The organism is Thiobacillus denitrificans DSM 12475 (assembly GCF_000376425.1).
In the GTDB taxonomy this organism is placed as follows: domain Bacteria; phylum Pseudomonadota; class Gammaproteobacteria; order Burkholderiales; family Thiobacillaceae; genus Thiobacillus; species Thiobacillus denitrificans.
Genome location: NZ_AQWL01000001.1, coordinates 100663 through 115071, shown reverse-complemented (window position 1 = coordinate 115071; position 14409 = coordinate 100663). Strand labels below are relative to the sequence as shown.

Sequence of the window (14409 nt, the reverse complement as noted above, 5' to 3'; positions counted from 1 at the left end):
CGTGCCCGGCAAGGGATGCGATAACTTGCAGAATTTTAACGGATTCCAGGGCGTGCCGACACCCATTTCGCAGTCGCGACGGAGCCGCTTATGGATGCCGCCTGCGGCCAAGGATGGCCTGAATCGGCCCGCCCCTCCGAATTACCGCGAAAAAGCGTCCGGCAGGCCCTATGGGTGGGCACTCAGCCATGCCTGAAATGCGGGCAGATCAAGCTGATGGCGGCAAATCTCGGTGTCGCCATCGAACAGCAGCGGCACGTCCCAGCCATATTTCTGCCTGAGCGATGGATCGCCATCGACGTCGACGAGAACCAGCCGGTGTCCGGCCCTCACGATCAGCGCACCGACTTCCGCTTCCATGTCCTCGCACAGCGGGCACCCCGCGCGCGTGTACAGCAAGAGCGTTTCACTCACCCGAGATCTTCAGCGGGACGTACAACGAGCCTTCGCCGCGTCGCACCAGGATTGCCGCGCTCTTGCCGACCGGCACTGCAGCGATGGCCTTGCGGAACGCGTCCACGTTGGCCACCTTGCTGTTGTTCACCGCCAGAATGACGTCGCCGGTGCGAATGCCTGCCCGCGCCGCATCGCCGGTGGCATCCACGACCAGCACGCCGTGATCGAGCCCGAGTGCGCGACGCTGTTCCACGTTCAACTCGGACAAGGCCAGCCCACCGCGCGAAAAGGTTTTTCCTTCAGTGCCGGCCTGCTGGGTTTCAGCCGGCAACTCGGCCAGCACTACGCCCAGTTGCTGGGCTTTGCCTTTACGCCATATCTGCAGCGGGATTTTGACGCCTGGCTTGGTCATGCCGACCATCCGCGGCAGGTCGCCGGAATTTTCCACTGCCTTGCCATTGAATTCCAGAATGACATCGGCGGCCTGCAGTCCCGCCTTGTGCGCAGGACTGTCTTCTTGCACCTGCGAGACCAGCGCGCCGCGCGGGCGATCCAGCCCGAAGGATTCGGCCAGGTCGGCGGTCACCTCCTGGATCACCACGCCGAGCCAGCCGCGCGATACCTTGCCGCTGCTTTTCAGCTGCCCCACCACTTCCATCGCCACATCGATCGGAATCGCGAACGAGACCCCCTGGTAGCCGCCGCTGCGGCTGTAAATCTGCGAATTGATGCCGACCACTTCGCCCTTCATATTGAACAGCGGCCCGCCCGAATTACCGGGGTTGATCGGCACATCGGTCTGGATATAGGGCACATAGCTTTCCGACGGCAGCGAACGCCCCTTGGCGGAGACGATGCCTGCAGTGACCGAGTTTTCGAAACCGAACGGCGAGCCGATCGCCGCTACCGCTTCGCCGACGCGCAGCCGGGTGGGATCGCCCAGTTTGACGGCGGGCAGCTTGTCGGCGGTGATCTTGATGACGGCCACATCGGTGCGGGTGTCGGCCCCCACCACCTTGGCGGTGAACTTGCGCTTGTCGATCAGCTTGACCACGACCTCGTCGGCGCCCTTGACCACATGCGCGTTGGTCAAAATGTAGCCATCGCTGCTGACGATAAACCCGGAGCCCTCGCCACGCGCGGGGATTTCCTGCATCGGGCCGCCCTGTCCTCCTTGGCCGCCCGGCCCACCGGGGAAGAAACGGCGGAAAAACTCCTGCATGTCCTCTTCGTCGGGAATCGCGAACGGCAGCCCTTCCGGCCCGCGCCTCACCAGTTTGGTCGTGCTGATATTGACCACTGCCGGCCCCTGCTTTTCAACCAGGTCGGCCACATCCATCACATCTTTTGCCAGCACCGGTGCCGACAAGGCAAACACCAGCGCGGTCGCTGCCCAAGCTGTTCTCATCATGACTGTCCTTTTATCATGCGAAACTTGAAATCGTCTTCACGTCTGAGCACTACCGGGCGGGCCGCCCGGCCACCTCGCGCAGCCAGCCAGCCCGCCATCCCTCCAAGCAGCACGCCGACGAGCGCGGAGCCGTCGCCGGGCTGGATTGCCTGTGCCAGCAGCGCGCCCGCCAGCATCAACCCCAATGGCAGGCCATAGACACGCAATGCGCTCCTGAGCACACTGCCACGGGCAATGCCGACCACGACACGATCGCCTGGAGCCAGCGACAAATCGCAGTCGACCAGGAAATGCCGCGGTTTGCGCTGGAACAGTTCGGCAATGCGACGCGACGAGCACCCCTGCCCGCCGCAGGTGCCGCAGCCCGACGGTTCAACTGCCTGCACCCAGATGCCGTCCGATGCGGTTTTGACGACTTCGGCAGTTTGTTCCAGCATGCGGCGCCTACTTCCTTTTCACCGAGTTACCTGTTTCGATCAATGCCATGCTCGGCACTTCGCCCAGGGTCGTCACGCTATAGCCGTCGACCTCGCGCGCATAGACCCCGATCGCGCCTTCGGTCGACAGCCCCTGCAGGCGCTGCGCCTGGGGATCGGCCGGTTCGACGAACATCGACAGCACGCTGAGGCCGTCCGAAAACACCAGATGGGTGACCGGCGCCGTTTTGCCCGGCAGTGCGCGCACCGCCTCCTGCACCCGCTCAAACCCCGGCGGCGGCGCCACGCTCCAGGCCACCGCGGCCGGCGTGTCGAGGCTGGCTTTCTGGATGCGCTTGCCCGCCATGTCATTGCGGAATAATTGGGCATCGGGTGCCTTGCCGATCTGGATTTCGGAAAACACGAACATCGACACCACGCTGCCATTGCCGTTGACTATGCGCGACTTGAGCGGCAAGCCGGTGCGCTTGTCCAGCCACAGCGTATAGGCATAGCGATAGCCGTCGCGCGGCTCCAGCATCACCACCTGGCAGGGACGTCCCGCCACGCGCTCGGTTCCGGCAAGTGTCGCCTCGTAGTAATCAAGCAGGCCGGCCGGCCGGGCAGGCAGCAAGGCGGGGAAGAAACGGCGCGGAGCATTGCGTTCCAGCCGCACACTCTTGCCGTCCGGCAAATGGCAGTAGACGTCGTTGTTGATGCGCAGGAACTGGCGCGGCGTCCCGTCCAGGACTTCGATTTTTTCCAGTTCGCCTGTCGCATCGGTGCGGTGCAGCACACGCAACACCTCGACGTGTTCGCCATGGTGATACACGTAGACGCCACTGTAATTCTGCTGTTTGGCCGCAGCGGCGGCACGGTTGAGCCAATCGAGCGCGGTGTCCGCCCGCCCCGCTCCGGAAAATGCCATCAGTGCAGCAAAGCCCAGAATCCACCAGCCTTGCCGCCGGACCAGCACCGTCCACATCAGCGCGGCTCCACCACAACCGCCACGGTGCGCTGGTAGGGTGACGCCACCGCCATCGGGGCGAATTCCTGATGCGCCACCAGATAAGGGGCCAGACGGGCATCGTCACGCGCCGCAACCGGTTCCTGTGCAGCGTGCTGGAAGGCTGGCGCCGTCGCCAGCGGTGCGATGGACGGTGCCTGCGACATCAACCCGGTTAGCGAAATGGCGCCCCATACGGCAAGCGAGGCAAACGACGCCACCGCCACCCGTTGCGGCCATACGCTGCGGTGCGGTGCGAGCACGGTCGGTTCGGCCGCCAGCTGCGTTGAGAAGCGCGCCATGAAATCGCCCTGAACCGGCGCCACGCCACGCATCAGGTCGCCGATCAAATGGTATTCGGACCAGTTTTTCCGCAAGGCGTCGTCGCGTTTCAAGGCCGCGATGCAGGCCTCGGTTTCAACGCGTCCCGCCTCGCCGTCGAGCATAGCGGACAACATCAGTGGCATATCATCGGTCTGCCCGGCCTGGGAGGGGGTGTCTGGTTTGCGAAGTGCTGACATGGTTACCACCTTTTATCCTGACTGGTGCCCATCATCGGGCGTATTTTTTCTGCAATGGCCTCGCGCGCACGGAAAATCCGTGAGCGCACGGTGCCGATCGGACATTCCATCATCTGCGCGATTTCCTCATAGCTCATACCCTCGATTTCACGCAGAGTAATGGCTGTCCGCAATTCCTCGGGCAGCGCATCGACCGCCTCATTGACTGCTTGGGCGATCTGTTTGGTCTGGAGTTCCGCGTCCGGCGTCGCGATGTCGCGCAACAGGTCACCATCCTCGTAATTCTCCGCATCTTCGGCCAGCACATCGCTCGACACAGGCTGGCGCTTGTGCGCCACCAGATAATTCTTGGCGGTGTTCACGGCGATGCGATACAGCCAGGTGTAAAAGGCACTCTCGCCGCGAAAGCCCGGCAGCGCACGGTAGGCCTTGATAAAGGCCTCCTGTGTAATATCTTCCACCTCGGCCGCATCGCGCACCATGCGCGACAACAACCGCCCGAGCTTGCGGTGATATTTGATCACCAATAGCTCGAAAGCGCGCTTGTCACCCTGCTGGGCGCGTTCGACCAGCACCTGATCCAGTTCGCGGTCCGACATATCTCCCTGCTGCTTTTTGTTTATGTTGAAAGTATACGTGACCGCATCTTCTGGCGTATGTGAGCCGCTCACGGCAAAAAAGTTCACCCCGGGCAAGCTTATTCGGGCAGGGCTCAGGCCTGTTATTATCTGGCGACACCATGCACCACTATGACGTCCTCATTCTCGGCAGCGGCCTCGCCGCGCTGACCACCGCGCTCAAGCTGGCCGATCGGCGCCGTGTCGCCATTGTCACCAAGCGCCAGATGACCGATGGCGCCAGCGACTGGGCGCAGGGCGGCATTGCCGCCGCGGTCGACAGCGGCGACTCGATCGAGGCCCACGTCCACGACACCCTGGTTGCCGGCGCTGGCCTGTGCGACGAAGCGGTCACCCGGCGGGTAGCCAGCCAGGCGCGCGAAATGATCGCCTGGCTGACTGCCAGCGGCGTCGCCTTCACTGCCGACCCGCAGGCTGCCGGCGGCCTGCACCTGGCGCGCGAAGGAGGCCATTCCAAGCGCCGCGTGGTGCATGCGGCCGACGCCACCGGCCATGCGGTACAAACCAGCCTGCTCGCCCGCGTGCGTGCCCATCGCAACATCGACACCTTCGAGCAGCACGTTGCCATCGACCTGATCACCGGCAAGCGGGCCGGCGGTCAGGAACGTCAGATCCACGGCGCGTATGCGCTCAACAAGGGCAGCGGCGAGGTCGAAACCTTCGCCGCCGGCCACACCGTGCTGGCTACCGGCGGTGCCGGCAAGGTCTATCTCTATACTACCAACCCGGATACCGCGACCGGCGACGGCATCGCAATGGCCTGGCGCGCCGGCTGCCGTGTCGCCAACCTCGAATTCGTGCAGTTCCACCCCACCTGCCTGTATCACCCGCACGCCAAGTCCTTCCTCATTTCCGAAGCGGTGCGCGGCGAAGGGGGGTATTTGCTGCTCCCCGACGGCAGCCGCTTCATGCAATACCATGACGAGCGCGCCGAACTCGCGCCGCGCGACGTGGTGGCGCGCGCGATCGATTTCGAGATGAAAAAGCGCGGCATCGACTGCGTCTACCTCGACATCAGCCACAAACCGACCGATTTCGTGCGCGAACATTTCCCCACTATTTACCGCCGCTGCCTGGAACTCGGCATCGACATCACGCGCCAGCCGATCCCGGTGGTGCCCGCCGCGCATTACACCTGCGGCGGCGTTGTCACCGACATGGATGCGCGCACCGACCTGTGCAACCTGCATGCGGTGGGCGAAGTCACCTTTACCGGACTGCACGGCGCCAACCGGCTGGCATCGAATTCGCTGCTCGAATGCCTGGTGTTCGGCCACGCCGCCGCCGCCGACATTCTGGCCACCCCGCCCGCCCCGTCGCTCGACCTGCCGCCGTGGGACGCCTCGCGCGTCACCGACCCGGACGAGGAAGTGGTGATCTCGCACAACTGGGAAGAACTGCGCCGCTTCATGTGGGACTACGTTGGCATCGTGCGCACCAACAAGCGGCTCACGCGGGCGTCGCACCGCATCCGTCTGCTGAGCGCAGAAATCGATGAGTTCTACCGCAATTTCCGCGTCAGCAACGACCTCATCGAACTGCGCAACCTGGTGCAAAGCGCCGACCTCATCGTGCGCTGCGCGCAACTGCGGCAGGAAAGCCGCGGCCTGCACTACAGCCGCGACTACCCCGAGATGCTGCCGGTCGCCGGCAATACCGTACTCAACCCGCGTCCGGGGACGATGTGCCCGAGTGTATGCGGCGTGTCCAGCGAAGCGCTACCCTGAGCCGGCGCAAGTCGTCGGCGTCCGCGCTGTCGGACAACAAGGCCAGACTACCCACACGCTTATCCGCAAGGCGATAACGCAGCACGATCAGCGCAGGCGAAACCAGGCTGTCGCCCAGCACCTCGGCGTCGCGCCATTCGCCCGCCTCATCCAGGCATTGCAGCCGGCCGTCCGCCGCCACGCGCAATGCATCCGTACGACGCGCCTGCCACCAGCCCAGCACGCCCAGGCCGATCACGGCCACACCAAGTGCCATCCGGATCGCTCCCGGCACGGCTGCGAGATGGATGGCGACCAGTGCGAGCGCCGCCATGCCCAGCAGCAACAGCCCCAACCGGCGCGAGGGTTTGAGCTCAATCTCGCGCATCAGCGTGTACACTTTTGGGCTTCATCGCATCCCCTCTTTGAATGGAACGTATCGTGATCGATTCCTGGAAAAACTTTCTGCAATCCCAAGGTGCGGCAATCGAAGACGGCACCGTACTGCACTATGGCGACGCCGCCGCCGAGCGTTCCGCCACGGACGGCACCATTGTGGCGGATTTATCGCAGCTCGGCGTGATCGCGTTCCGCGGCGACGACACCGCCACGTTCTTGCAGGGCCAGCTTACCAACGACATGCGCGCCCTTCACGCCGACAGTGCGCAGTGGAACGGCTATTGCAGCCCCAAGGGGCGCCTGCTCGGCAATTTCCTGATGTGGCGACAGGGCGAGGATTATTGCCTGCAGTTGTCCGGCGACATCGCCGCCAGCGTACTGAAGCGCTTATCCATGTTCATCATGCGCGCCAAAGTGCAGGCGCGCGACGCCAGCGATGAAACCGTACGGCTGGTGGTGGCCGGCAAACAGGCGCAGGCAGCCGTGGCTGCAGCGATGGGCGCCGTCCCCGAGGCCGCGATGCACACCCGCGCCGGCGACGCCGGACAGGTGATCCGCGTCGGCGACGATAAATTCGTCCTGTCGCTTGCGCCCGAGCACGCCGTTGCCGTGTGGAAAATTCTGCGCGAGTCGTCGGCCACCCCGGTCGGCGCGCCGGTATGGGACTGGTTGCGACTCAACGCGGGCATTCCGATGATCGTCGCCGCCACCCAGGAGCAGTTCGTGCCGCAGATGGTCAATCTTGAAGCCATCGGCGGCGTGAGCTTTCAGAAGGGCTGCTACCCGGGCCAGGAAATCGTCGCCCGCAGCCAGTACCTGGGCAAACTCAAGCGCCGCATGTTCCTTGCGCATGTCAATGCCGAAGCCGCCGCGGGCGACAGCTTGTACAGCGCTAATATCGAGGGCCAGACCACAGGCACCGTGGTCAACGCCGCTCCGGCACCGACCGGTGGTTTCGATGTGCTGGCCGTGGCGCAGGTCGAGAGTGCAACCCAGCACACGCTGCATCTGAAAGCGCCCGACGGCGCCGTGCTGCAGCTGAAACCGCTGCCCTACGCGCTACCCGAATAGGTGAGGAACGCCTACGTCTATTACCGCATCGACCCCGCGCAAGCCCGTCTGGCCGCTGCACGGATCGATGCATTGCTGAACGCGATGGCCGTGCATTGCAGCCGTCCGCCACGACGGCTGGCCCGCTGCGACGACACATCGACGTGGATGGAGGTTTACGAGGGGATTGCCGACTTTGCAGCGTTTGTCGAGGTCTTGAATGCAGCGGTCCTGCCCCTCGACTGCGCCGCGTTCACCCGCGGCGAACGCCATCTGGAATGTTTTTCCGCACCCGACCCGGCGCCATAAAAAATGCCGGGCAAACCCGGCTTTTTCGTTCACGCCGCACTGCGCCTTTAATCCATCTCCAGCACCGGCACCCGCGCGGCCAGCGCGCACAGCAGTTCATAGCTGCTGGTGCCCGCGGCGGCGGCCACCGTCTCCACCGGCAGGCCCTCCCCCCACAGCACCACCGGACTGCCGATCCCGGCGTCGGCGTGCTCGCTCAAATCCACGCACAGCATGTCCATCGATACCCGGCCGAGCGTTCGGCTCATGCGGCCGTTGACCAGTATCGGAGTACCGGTAAGCGCATGGCGCGGATAGCCGTCGGCGTAGCCGCAGGCAACCACGCCCACCCGCATCGGGCGCTTCGCGCGGAACAGCTGGCTGTAGCCTACCCCTTCACCTGCTTGTAGGCTCTGCACACCGATGATTTCCGACTGCAGGGTCATCGCCGGTCGCAGGCCCAGTAGCTCGGCTGACGCATCGGTAAAAGGCGAGGCGCCATACAGCATCAGCCCCGGCCTGGCCCATGCGCCCAGAGTCTCCGGATAACGCAGCAGCGCCGCCGAATTGGCGCTGCTCCACGGCAGGCCGTGGCCGGCAACTTCGTGCAGAAAGGGTTGCAGCTGCCAGTCCACGCCCGCTCCCTCGTCCGCCTGGGCAAAGTGGGTCATCAGGGTGACGCCGGCCACGCCGGGCAAATTTCGCGCCCGCGCGGCTACGGCGGCGTGCTCGGCGAGCGGGAATCCCAGCCGGTGCATGCCGCTGTCGAACTTGAGAAAGACCTGAATCGGGCGGACGGGGGGTTGTCGCCGTAACCAGTCGAACTGCCCGGCATGGTGCAGCACCGGCCATAGCTCCAGTTCAGCGCAGGGAGCGATTTCATCGGCGCCAAATATCCCTTCGAGCAGCAGGATAGGTTGTTCCACGCCCATCTGCCTCAGATTGGCGGCTTCTTCCAGCGTCAGCACCGCAAAGCCGTCGGCTGCCGCCAGTCCGCGACGCGCGCGTGACAGCCCGTGACCGTAAGCATTGGCCTTGACTACGGCAAACAGGCGTGCCGCCCCCGCGTAACTGCGCGCCACACGCAGATTGTGCGCCATCGCGCCAATCGAAATCCGTGCCTGGATGGGGCGCATCGAAGCTAGTAAGTACCCGGCTGCGCCAGCGATTCGAAGCGCGTGTATTCACCGATGAAGGCCAGCCTTACCGTTCCGATAGGTCCGTTACGCTGCTTGCTGATGATGATTTCGGCGGTGCCCTTGTCCTGCGTGTCGGGGTTGTAGACTTCGTCGCGGTAGATGAACAGGATGACGTCGGCATCCTGTTCGATGGCGCCCGATTCGCGCAAGTCGGACATTACCGGGCGCTTGTTGGGGCGCTGTTCCAGCCCGCGGTTCAGCTGCGACAGCGCGATCACCGGCACGTGCAGTTCCTTCGCCAACCCCTTTAGCGCACGCGAGATTTCCGAAATTTCGGTGGCACGGTTTTCCCCGGCACTACTGGCCGACATCAACTGGATGTAGTCGATCACGATAAGGCCGAGCTTGCCGCACTGGCGCATCAGCCGGCGCGCGCGCGCGCGCAGTTCCAGCACGTTGAGTCCGGGCGATTCGTCGATGAAGACCGGCGCCTCGTTAAGCTTGCCGAGCGCGTAGGTGAGGCGCTGCCAATCGTCTTCGCCAAGCTTGCCCGTGCGCAGCCGGTGCTGGTCGAGCTTGCCGACCGAACCGATCATCCGCATCACCAGCTGCGCCCCACCCATTTCCATCGAGAACACCGCCACCGGCAGACCGGTGTCGAGCGCGACGTTTTCGGCGATGTTGATCGAGAACGCGGTCTTGCCCATGGACGGCCGCCCGGCGACGATGACCAGGTCGCCCGGCTGCAGGCCCGAGGTTTTCTGGTCAAGATCGTGGAATCCGGTGGGCACGCCAGTAATGCCGGAATCGTTGTCACGGTGATACAGCTCGTCGATGCGCTCGACCACTTCCTTCAGCAGCGGCTTGATTTCGGTGAAGCCCGCCTGCCCGCGGCTGCCCGATTCGGCTATCTCGAACACCTTGGCCTCGGCCTCGTCGAGCAACTGCGAAGCGCTGCGCCCGGCCGGCGCGTAGGCGGTATCGGCGATGCCGGTCGCCACTTCGGCCAGGCGGCGCATCACCGAGCGCTCGCGCACGATCTCGGCATAGCGGCGGATGTTGGCGGCCGACGGCGTATTGCTCGCCAGCGCGACGATGTAGGCCAGTCCGCCGACGCTTTCGAGCTGGCCGAGCGATTGCAGCGACTCGGAAACCGTCACTGCGTCCGCCGGGTGGTTCTCGGCTATCTGTCGCACGATCGCGCGCAGGATCTGGCGATGGTCCTGGCGATAGAAATCGCTTTCCGCGACCACGTCGCCGATGCGGTCCCACGCGCTGTTGTCCAGCAGCAGGCCGCCCAGCACCGCCTGCTCGGCTTCCAGCGAATGCGGCGGCAGGCGCATCTGCGCCAGTTGGGGATCGGAATTTGCAGTCAGCGAGTGGATGGCGGCCATGGCAGGATTTTAGTCTCCGGCCTTACCCCCACCAAGGGATAAGACTGTGGATAACGCGTGAACATCCGGGAATACCCCGGGGGCATAAATAAAAAAGGGAGCCGCCGGGCTCCCTTTTTGGCGTTTCCGCTGGGAATTACTGTTCGCTGGCCACCACCACCGTGATGTTGGCGGTCACATCGGTGTGCAGCGCCAGCACCACGGCGTATTCGCCGATAGCCTTGAACGGGCCGTCGGGCAAACGAACTTCTGCCTTGGCGACTTCATGGCCCTGCGCCTTCAGCGCATCGGCGATGTCGGCGTTGGTGATCGAACCGAACAGGCGGCCATCGACGCCGGCTTTCTGGCTGATCGTCACGCTGTTGCCTTCCAGCTTTTCGGCGCGACGCTGGGCGTCGGCCAGCTTTTCGGCGGCGACGCGTTCCAGTTCGGCCTTCTGCGCAGCAAACGCTTCCATGTTGGCTTGCGTGGCGCGGCGTGCACGGCCGGTGGGGATCAGAAAGTTGCGGGCAAAACCGTCTTTCACTTTGACCACGTCACCCAGATTGCCCAGGTTGACGACTTTGTCCATCAGTATCACTTGCATGGCCGTCTCCTCAATGCAGGTCGGTGTAAGGCATGAGCGCCAGGAAGCGCGCACGCTTGATCGCGGTGCCCAGCTGGCGCTGGTAGTGCGCCTTGGTGCCGGTGATGCGGGCCGGGATGATGCGGCCGTTCTCGGCGATGAATTCCTTCAGCACGTCGATGTCCTTGTAATCGACTTCGACCACTTTCTCGGCGGTGAAGCGGCAGAATTTGCGACGCTTGAAGAGACCGCGATTGCCGCTGTCGCGGCGCTTGTTGGCGAACTTGCCGCCGGATTTTCCACCCATGGGACGTGCCATGATTTATTCCTTTTCGATTCGATTCAATATCAGGATCAGTTGTCGGCTGTTCACGCTGCGTCGGTTCAACGCGCCTTCCAGCTTCACCTGCGTGCCGGTGGCCAGTTGCGCCAGTTGGCCGGCAAGCGATGCGCTCGCCTGCACCGTCAACTCGCATTCCACCTGTCGGGCTTGCGCCGCCACGGTCTGACTGCTGCGGTGCAACACCACGGCTTCGGCAATCGGCACGCCAGCCGGGCTGTAACGCACAGGATCGACCTGGATGAGGGCTCCGCTGATGACCAGCCGATTCACTCGCTCAGGCTGCGGCGGGCTGCTCGGCTGCTGCTTCCGGCTTGGCACCTTCGGCTTTGGCGCTGTCCAGCATGTCGCGCGATTTTTCTTCCTTCATCATCGGCGACGCCGTGGTCACCGCGGCGTCGCGCTTGATGGTCAGATGGCGCAGCACGGCGTCGTTGAACTTGAAGCCGTGCTCGAGTTCCTCCAGGGTTTCCTGGTCGCACTCGATGTTCATCAGCACGTAATGGGCCTTGTGGACTTTCTGGATCGGGTAGGCCATCTGCCGGCGGCCCCAGTCTTCCAGGCGGTGGACGCCGCCGCCGCGCGTGGTGATGTTGCTCTTGTAGCGTTCGATCATGGCGGGCACCTGCTCGCTCTGATCGGGATGGACGATAAATACGATTTCATAATGCCGCATCGTGTTCCTTTCGGTTCAGCCCCCCGCTGCGGTGCGGTGGAGCAAGGTTAAAAATGGCCAGGGTTTAAAACAGCCCGGGTCAAAAAACAATCCCCGGCAAACCGGGGACTGCAAATCATACGCTTTTTGCCTGGCAAATCAAGCCGCCCAGGCCGCCGGGTCAGATCACGCAATCGACGTAATAGCGCGCCTTGCCGTCGACCACGTCGCTGACCAGGCCGTGCACGTCGGTTTCGAAGCCGGGGAATTTCTCGTTGAATTCGCGGGTGAACTGCAAATAACGCACGATGGTGGCGTTGAAGCGCTCGCCCGGAATCAGGAGGGGAATTCCCGGCGGATACGGCGTCACCAGCATGGCGGTAATGCGGCCTTCGAGCTGGTCGATCTCGACGCGCTCGATCTCGCGGTGCGCCATTCTGGCAAACGCGTCGGCCGGTCTCATCGCCGGCGCCATCTCCGACAGATACATCTCGGTGGTCAGCCGCGCCACGTCGTTGGCCTTGTAGATGGTGTGAATCTGGTCGCACAGATCCTTCAGCCCGGTCTTCTCATAACGTGGATGCTGCTCCACGAACTCGGGCAGCACGCGCCACAGCGGCTGGTTCTCGTCGTAATCCGACTTGAACTGCTGCAAGGCGGTCACCAGCGTGTTCCAACGGCCCTTGGTGATGCCGATGGTGAACATGATGAAAAAGGAATACAGCCCGGTTTTCTCGACGATGACGCCGTGCTCGGCCAGATATTTGGTGACGATCGCCGCCGGAATGCCCCAGTTGGCAAAGGCGCCGTCCATGTCCAGCCCCGGTGTGATGAGGGTGGCCTTGATCGGATCGAGCATGTTGAAACCAGGCGCGATCTTGCCGAACTCGTGCCAGCGGTCGTTCGCCGTCAGCATCCAGTCTTCGCGTTCGCCGATGCCCTCGTCGGCGAGCTTTTCCGGCCCCCACACGGTGAACCACCACGAATCGCCGAACTCCTCGTCGACCTTGCGCATGGCGCGACGGAAATCGAGCGCTTCCTTGATCGATTCCTCGACCAGTGCAGTGCCGCCGGGCGGCTCCATCATCGCCGCCGCCACATCGCACGAGGCGATGATCGCGTACTGCGGACTGGTCGACATGTGCATCAGATAGGCTTCGTTGAAACGGTGGAAATCAAGTTTCCGCGTTTCGGCGTCCTGCACCAGGATCTGCGAGGCCTGGCTCAAACCGGCCAGAAGCTTGTGCGTGGACTGGGTGGCAAACACCAGCGCATCCCTGGCGCGCGGGCGATCCTTGCCGATTGCGTGCATGCCCCGATAAAAGTCATGGAAGGTCGCGTGCGGCAGCCAGGCTTCGTCAAAGTGCAGCGTATCGATGGTGTCGCCGAGCAATTCCTTGATCATGTCGACGTTGTACAGGATGCCGTCGTAGGTCGACTGGGTGATGGTGAGAATGCGCGGCCCGCCCTTCGCATCCTTGGCAAACGGGTGCGCCGCGATTTTCTTGGCGATGTTTTCGGGACGGAACTCATCCATCGGAATCGGCCCGATGATGCCGTAATGGTTGCGCGTCGGCGTCAGGAAAATGGGGATCGCGCCGCACATGATGATGGCGTGCAGGATGGACTTGTGGCAGTTGCGGTCGACCACCACGATGTCGCCCGCGGCGACGTTGGCGTGCCACACCATCTTGTTGGACGACGAGGTGCCGTTGGTGACGAAGAACAGGTGATCGCAGTTGAAAATCCGCGCGGCATTGCGCTCGGACGCCGCAACCGGGCCGGTATGGTCGAGCAGCTGCCCGAGTTCGTCTACCGCATTGCAGACGTCGGCGCGCAGCAGATTCTCGCCGAAGAACTGGTGGAACATCTGGCCGATCGGCGACTTCAGGAAGGCCACGCCGCCCGAGTGGCCGGGACAGTGCCAGGAATATGAGCCGTCCGCCGCGTAATGGGTCAACGCGCGGAAGAACGGCGGCACCAGCGAATCGAGATAGGCTCGCGCCTCGCGCAGGATATAGCGCGCAAGGAATTCCGGCGTGTCTTCCAGCATGTGGATGAAGCCGTTGAGCTCACGCAAAATGTCGTTCGGGATATGACGCGCAGTGCGCGTCTCGCCATGCAGGAAAATCGGGATCTCGGCGTTGCGGAAACGCACTTCCTCGACAAACGCGCGCAGTTTTTGCAGCGCCGTCTGCGCATCCTCGGCAGTACCCGCGAGTTCTTCGTCATCGATCGACAGCACGAATGCCGAGGCACGCGCCTGTTGCTGGGCGAATGAAGTCAGATCGCCGTAATTGGTGACGCCCAGCACTTCCATGCCTTCTTTTTCAATAGCCTCGGCAAGCGTGCGGATGCCCAGACCCGATGCATTTTCGGAACGGAAATCTTCGTCAATGATGACAACGGGAAAACGAAAGCGCATGGCCTGCTCCAGAGGGAAGCCGTCGGAATGGGCGGATTAAAAGAAGCGGATTATACGAAT

General features: G+C 63.3%; 17 protein-coding genes. 3 read left to right on the top strand and 14 right to left on the bottom strand.

The genetic code is table 11. The annotated features are described in order from the left end of the window. Positions 1-168: 168 nt before the first annotated feature. The 6 genes from B059_RS0100590 to rpoE are packed head-to-tail and all read right to left on the bottom strand — an operon-like array spanning position 169 to position 4349. A complete protein-coding gene (locus B059_RS0100590) occupies positions 169-414 on the bottom strand; it encodes a glutaredoxin family protein (RefSeq protein WP_026177202.1) in 246 nt (81 codons plus the stop codon). After that, positions 407-1807: a DegQ family serine endoprotease gene (locus B059_RS0100585; RefSeq protein ID WP_018076294.1), complete on the bottom strand. Its 1401-nt coding sequence runs from the start codon at positions 1805-1807 to the stop codon at positions 407-409. The genes B059_RS0100590 and B059_RS0100585 overlap by 8 nt, the downstream gene beginning before the upstream one ends. Then, a complete protein-coding gene (locus B059_RS0100580) occupies positions 1804-2244 on the bottom strand; it encodes a SoxR reducing system RseC family protein (protein WP_018076293.1) in 441 nt (146 codons plus the stop codon). The genes B059_RS0100585 and B059_RS0100580 overlap by 4 nt, the downstream gene beginning before the upstream one ends. A gap of 7 nt (positions 2245-2251) precedes the next feature. Continuing rightward, on the bottom strand, positions 2252-3208 hold the full coding sequence (locus B059_RS0100575) for a MucB/RseB C-terminal domain-containing protein (RefSeq protein ID WP_018076292.1): 957 nt from the start codon (positions 3206-3208) through the stop codon (positions 2252-2254). After that, positions 3208-3750 (bottom strand): sigma-E factor negative regulatory protein, encoded by a 543-nt coding sequence (locus B059_RS0100570; protein WP_026177201.1) that lies wholly within the window; start codon positions 3748-3750, stop codon positions 3208-3210. The genes B059_RS0100575 and B059_RS0100570 overlap by 1 nt, the downstream gene beginning before the upstream one ends. Before the next feature lie 2 nt (positions 3751-3752). Then, a complete protein-coding gene (rpoE, locus tag B059_RS0100565) occupies positions 3753-4349 on the bottom strand; it encodes an RNA polymerase sigma factor RpoE (protein WP_018076290.1) in 597 nt (198 codons plus the stop codon). Between the two features lie 140 nt (positions 4350-4489). Here rpoE and nadB point away from each other — a divergent pair, with 140 nt between their 5' ends. Beyond that, on the top strand, positions 4490-6115 hold the full coding sequence (nadB, locus tag B059_RS0100560; protein ID WP_018076289.1) for an L-aspartate oxidase: 1626 nt from the start codon (positions 4490-4492) through the stop codon (positions 6113-6115). Here the strand turns inward: nadB and B059_RS0100555 are convergent. Next, positions 6051-6494, bottom strand: a complete 444-nt coding sequence (locus B059_RS0100555; protein WP_018076288.1) for a protein YgfX — start codon at positions 6492-6494, stop codon at positions 6051-6053. The genes nadB and B059_RS0100555 overlap by 65 nt on opposite strands. Positions 6495-6535: 41 nt before the next feature. Here B059_RS0100555 and ygfZ point away from each other — a divergent pair, with 41 nt between their 5' ends. Both ygfZ and B059_RS0100545 read left to right on the top strand, forming a co-directional pair. After that, positions 6536-7564 carry a CAF17-like 4Fe-4S cluster assembly/insertion protein YgfZ gene (gene ygfZ, locus B059_RS0100550; protein ID WP_018076287.1) on the top strand — a complete coding sequence of 343 codons (1029 nt, stop codon included), beginning with the start codon at positions 6536-6538 and terminating at the stop codon, positions 7562-7564. Further along, on the top strand, positions 7565-7852 hold the full coding sequence (locus B059_RS0100545) for a DUF4936 family protein (RefSeq protein WP_018076286.1): 288 nt from the start codon (positions 7565-7567) through the stop codon (positions 7850-7852). Positions 7853-7899: 47 nt separating this feature from the next. Here B059_RS0100545 and alr read toward each other — a convergent pair whose 3' ends face one another. The 7 genes from alr to B059_RS0100510 all read right to left on the bottom strand — a co-directional run bounded on the left by alr (position 7900) and on the right by B059_RS0100510 (position 14349). Beyond that, positions 7900-8967 (bottom strand): alanine racemase, encoded by a 1068-nt coding sequence (gene alr / locus B059_RS0100540; protein WP_018076285.1) that lies wholly within the window; start codon positions 8965-8967, stop codon positions 7900-7902. A 5-nt stretch (positions 8968-8972) separates the two neighbouring features. Next, complete coding sequence (gene dnaB / locus B059_RS0100535; RefSeq protein WP_018076284.1) at positions 8973-10364, bottom strand: replicative DNA helicase; 1392 nt, start codon at positions 10362-10364, stop codon at positions 8973-8975. A gap of 136 nt (positions 10365-10500) precedes the next feature. Continuing rightward, positions 10501-10950, bottom strand: a complete 450-nt coding sequence (gene rplI / locus B059_RS0100530; RefSeq protein WP_018076283.1) for a 50S ribosomal protein L9 — start codon at positions 10948-10950, stop codon at positions 10501-10503. 10 nt (positions 10951-10960) lie between these two features. Further along, a complete protein-coding gene (gene rpsR, locus B059_RS0100525; RefSeq protein ID WP_018076282.1) occupies positions 10961-11248 on the bottom strand; it encodes a 30S ribosomal protein S18 in 288 nt (95 codons plus the stop codon). A gap of 3 nt (positions 11249-11251) precedes the next feature. Beyond that, positions 11252-11542, bottom strand: a complete 291-nt coding sequence (gene priB / locus B059_RS0100520; RefSeq protein WP_018076281.1) for a primosomal replication protein N — start codon at positions 11540-11542, stop codon at positions 11252-11254. 4 nt (positions 11543-11546) lie between these two features. Continuing rightward, positions 11547-11945: a 30S ribosomal protein S6 gene (gene rpsF / locus B059_RS0100515; protein ID WP_018076280.1), complete on the bottom strand. Its 399-nt coding sequence runs from the start codon at positions 11943-11945 to the stop codon at positions 11547-11549. A 160-nt stretch (positions 11946-12105) separates the two neighbouring features. Then, complete coding sequence (locus B059_RS0100510; protein ID WP_018076279.1) at positions 12106-14349, bottom strand: arginine/lysine/ornithine decarboxylase; 2244 nt, start codon at positions 14347-14349, stop codon at positions 12106-12108. Positions 14350-14409 lie beyond the last annotated feature (60 nt).

Bases quoted from the DNA above. Each gene is read 5' to 3' on its own strand.
- B059_RS0100585 (WP_018076294.1), bottom strand. From the start codon at position 1,807: ATGATGAGAACAGCTTGGGCAGCGACCGCGCTGGTGTTTGCCTTGTCG.
- B059_RS0100580 (WP_018076293.1), bottom strand. From the start codon at position 2,244: ATGCTGGAACAAACTGCCGAAGTCGTCAAAACCGCATCGGACGGCATC.
- B059_RS0100575 (WP_018076292.1), bottom strand. From the start codon at position 3,208: ATGTGGACGGTGCTGGTCCGGCGGCAAGGCTGGTGGATTCTGGGCTTT.
- B059_RS0100570 (WP_026177201.1), bottom strand. From the start codon at position 3,750: ATGTCAGCACTTCGCAAACCAGACACCCCCTCCCAGGCCGGGCAGACC.
- rpoE (WP_018076290.1), bottom strand. From the start codon at position 4,349: ATGTCGGACCGCGAACTGGATCAGGTGCTGGTCGAACGCGCCCAGCAG.
- nadB (WP_018076289.1), top strand. From the start codon at position 4,490: ATGCACCACTATGACGTCCTCATTCTCGGCAGCGGCCTCGCCGCGCTG.
- alr (WP_018076285.1), bottom strand. From the start codon at position 8,967: ATGCGCCCCATCCAGGCACGGATTTCGATTGGCGCGATGGCGCACAAT.
- dnaB (WP_018076284.1), bottom strand. From the start codon at position 10,364: ATGGCCGCCATCCACTCGCTGACTGCAAATTCCGATCCCCAACTGGCG.
- rplI (WP_018076283.1), bottom strand. From the start codon at position 10,950: ATGCAAGTGATACTGATGGACAAAGTCGTCAACCTGGGCAATCTGGGT.
- rpsR (WP_018076282.1), bottom strand. From the start codon at position 11,248: ATGGCACGTCCCATGGGTGGAAAATCCGGCGGCAAGTTCGCCAACAAG.
- rpsF (WP_018076280.1), bottom strand. From the start codon at position 11,945: ATGCGGCATTATGAAATCGTATTTATCGTCCATCCCGATCAGAGCGAG.
- B059_RS0100510 (WP_018076279.1), bottom strand. From the start codon at position 14,349: ATGCGCTTTCGTTTTCCCGTTGTCATCATTGACGAAGATTTCCGTTCC.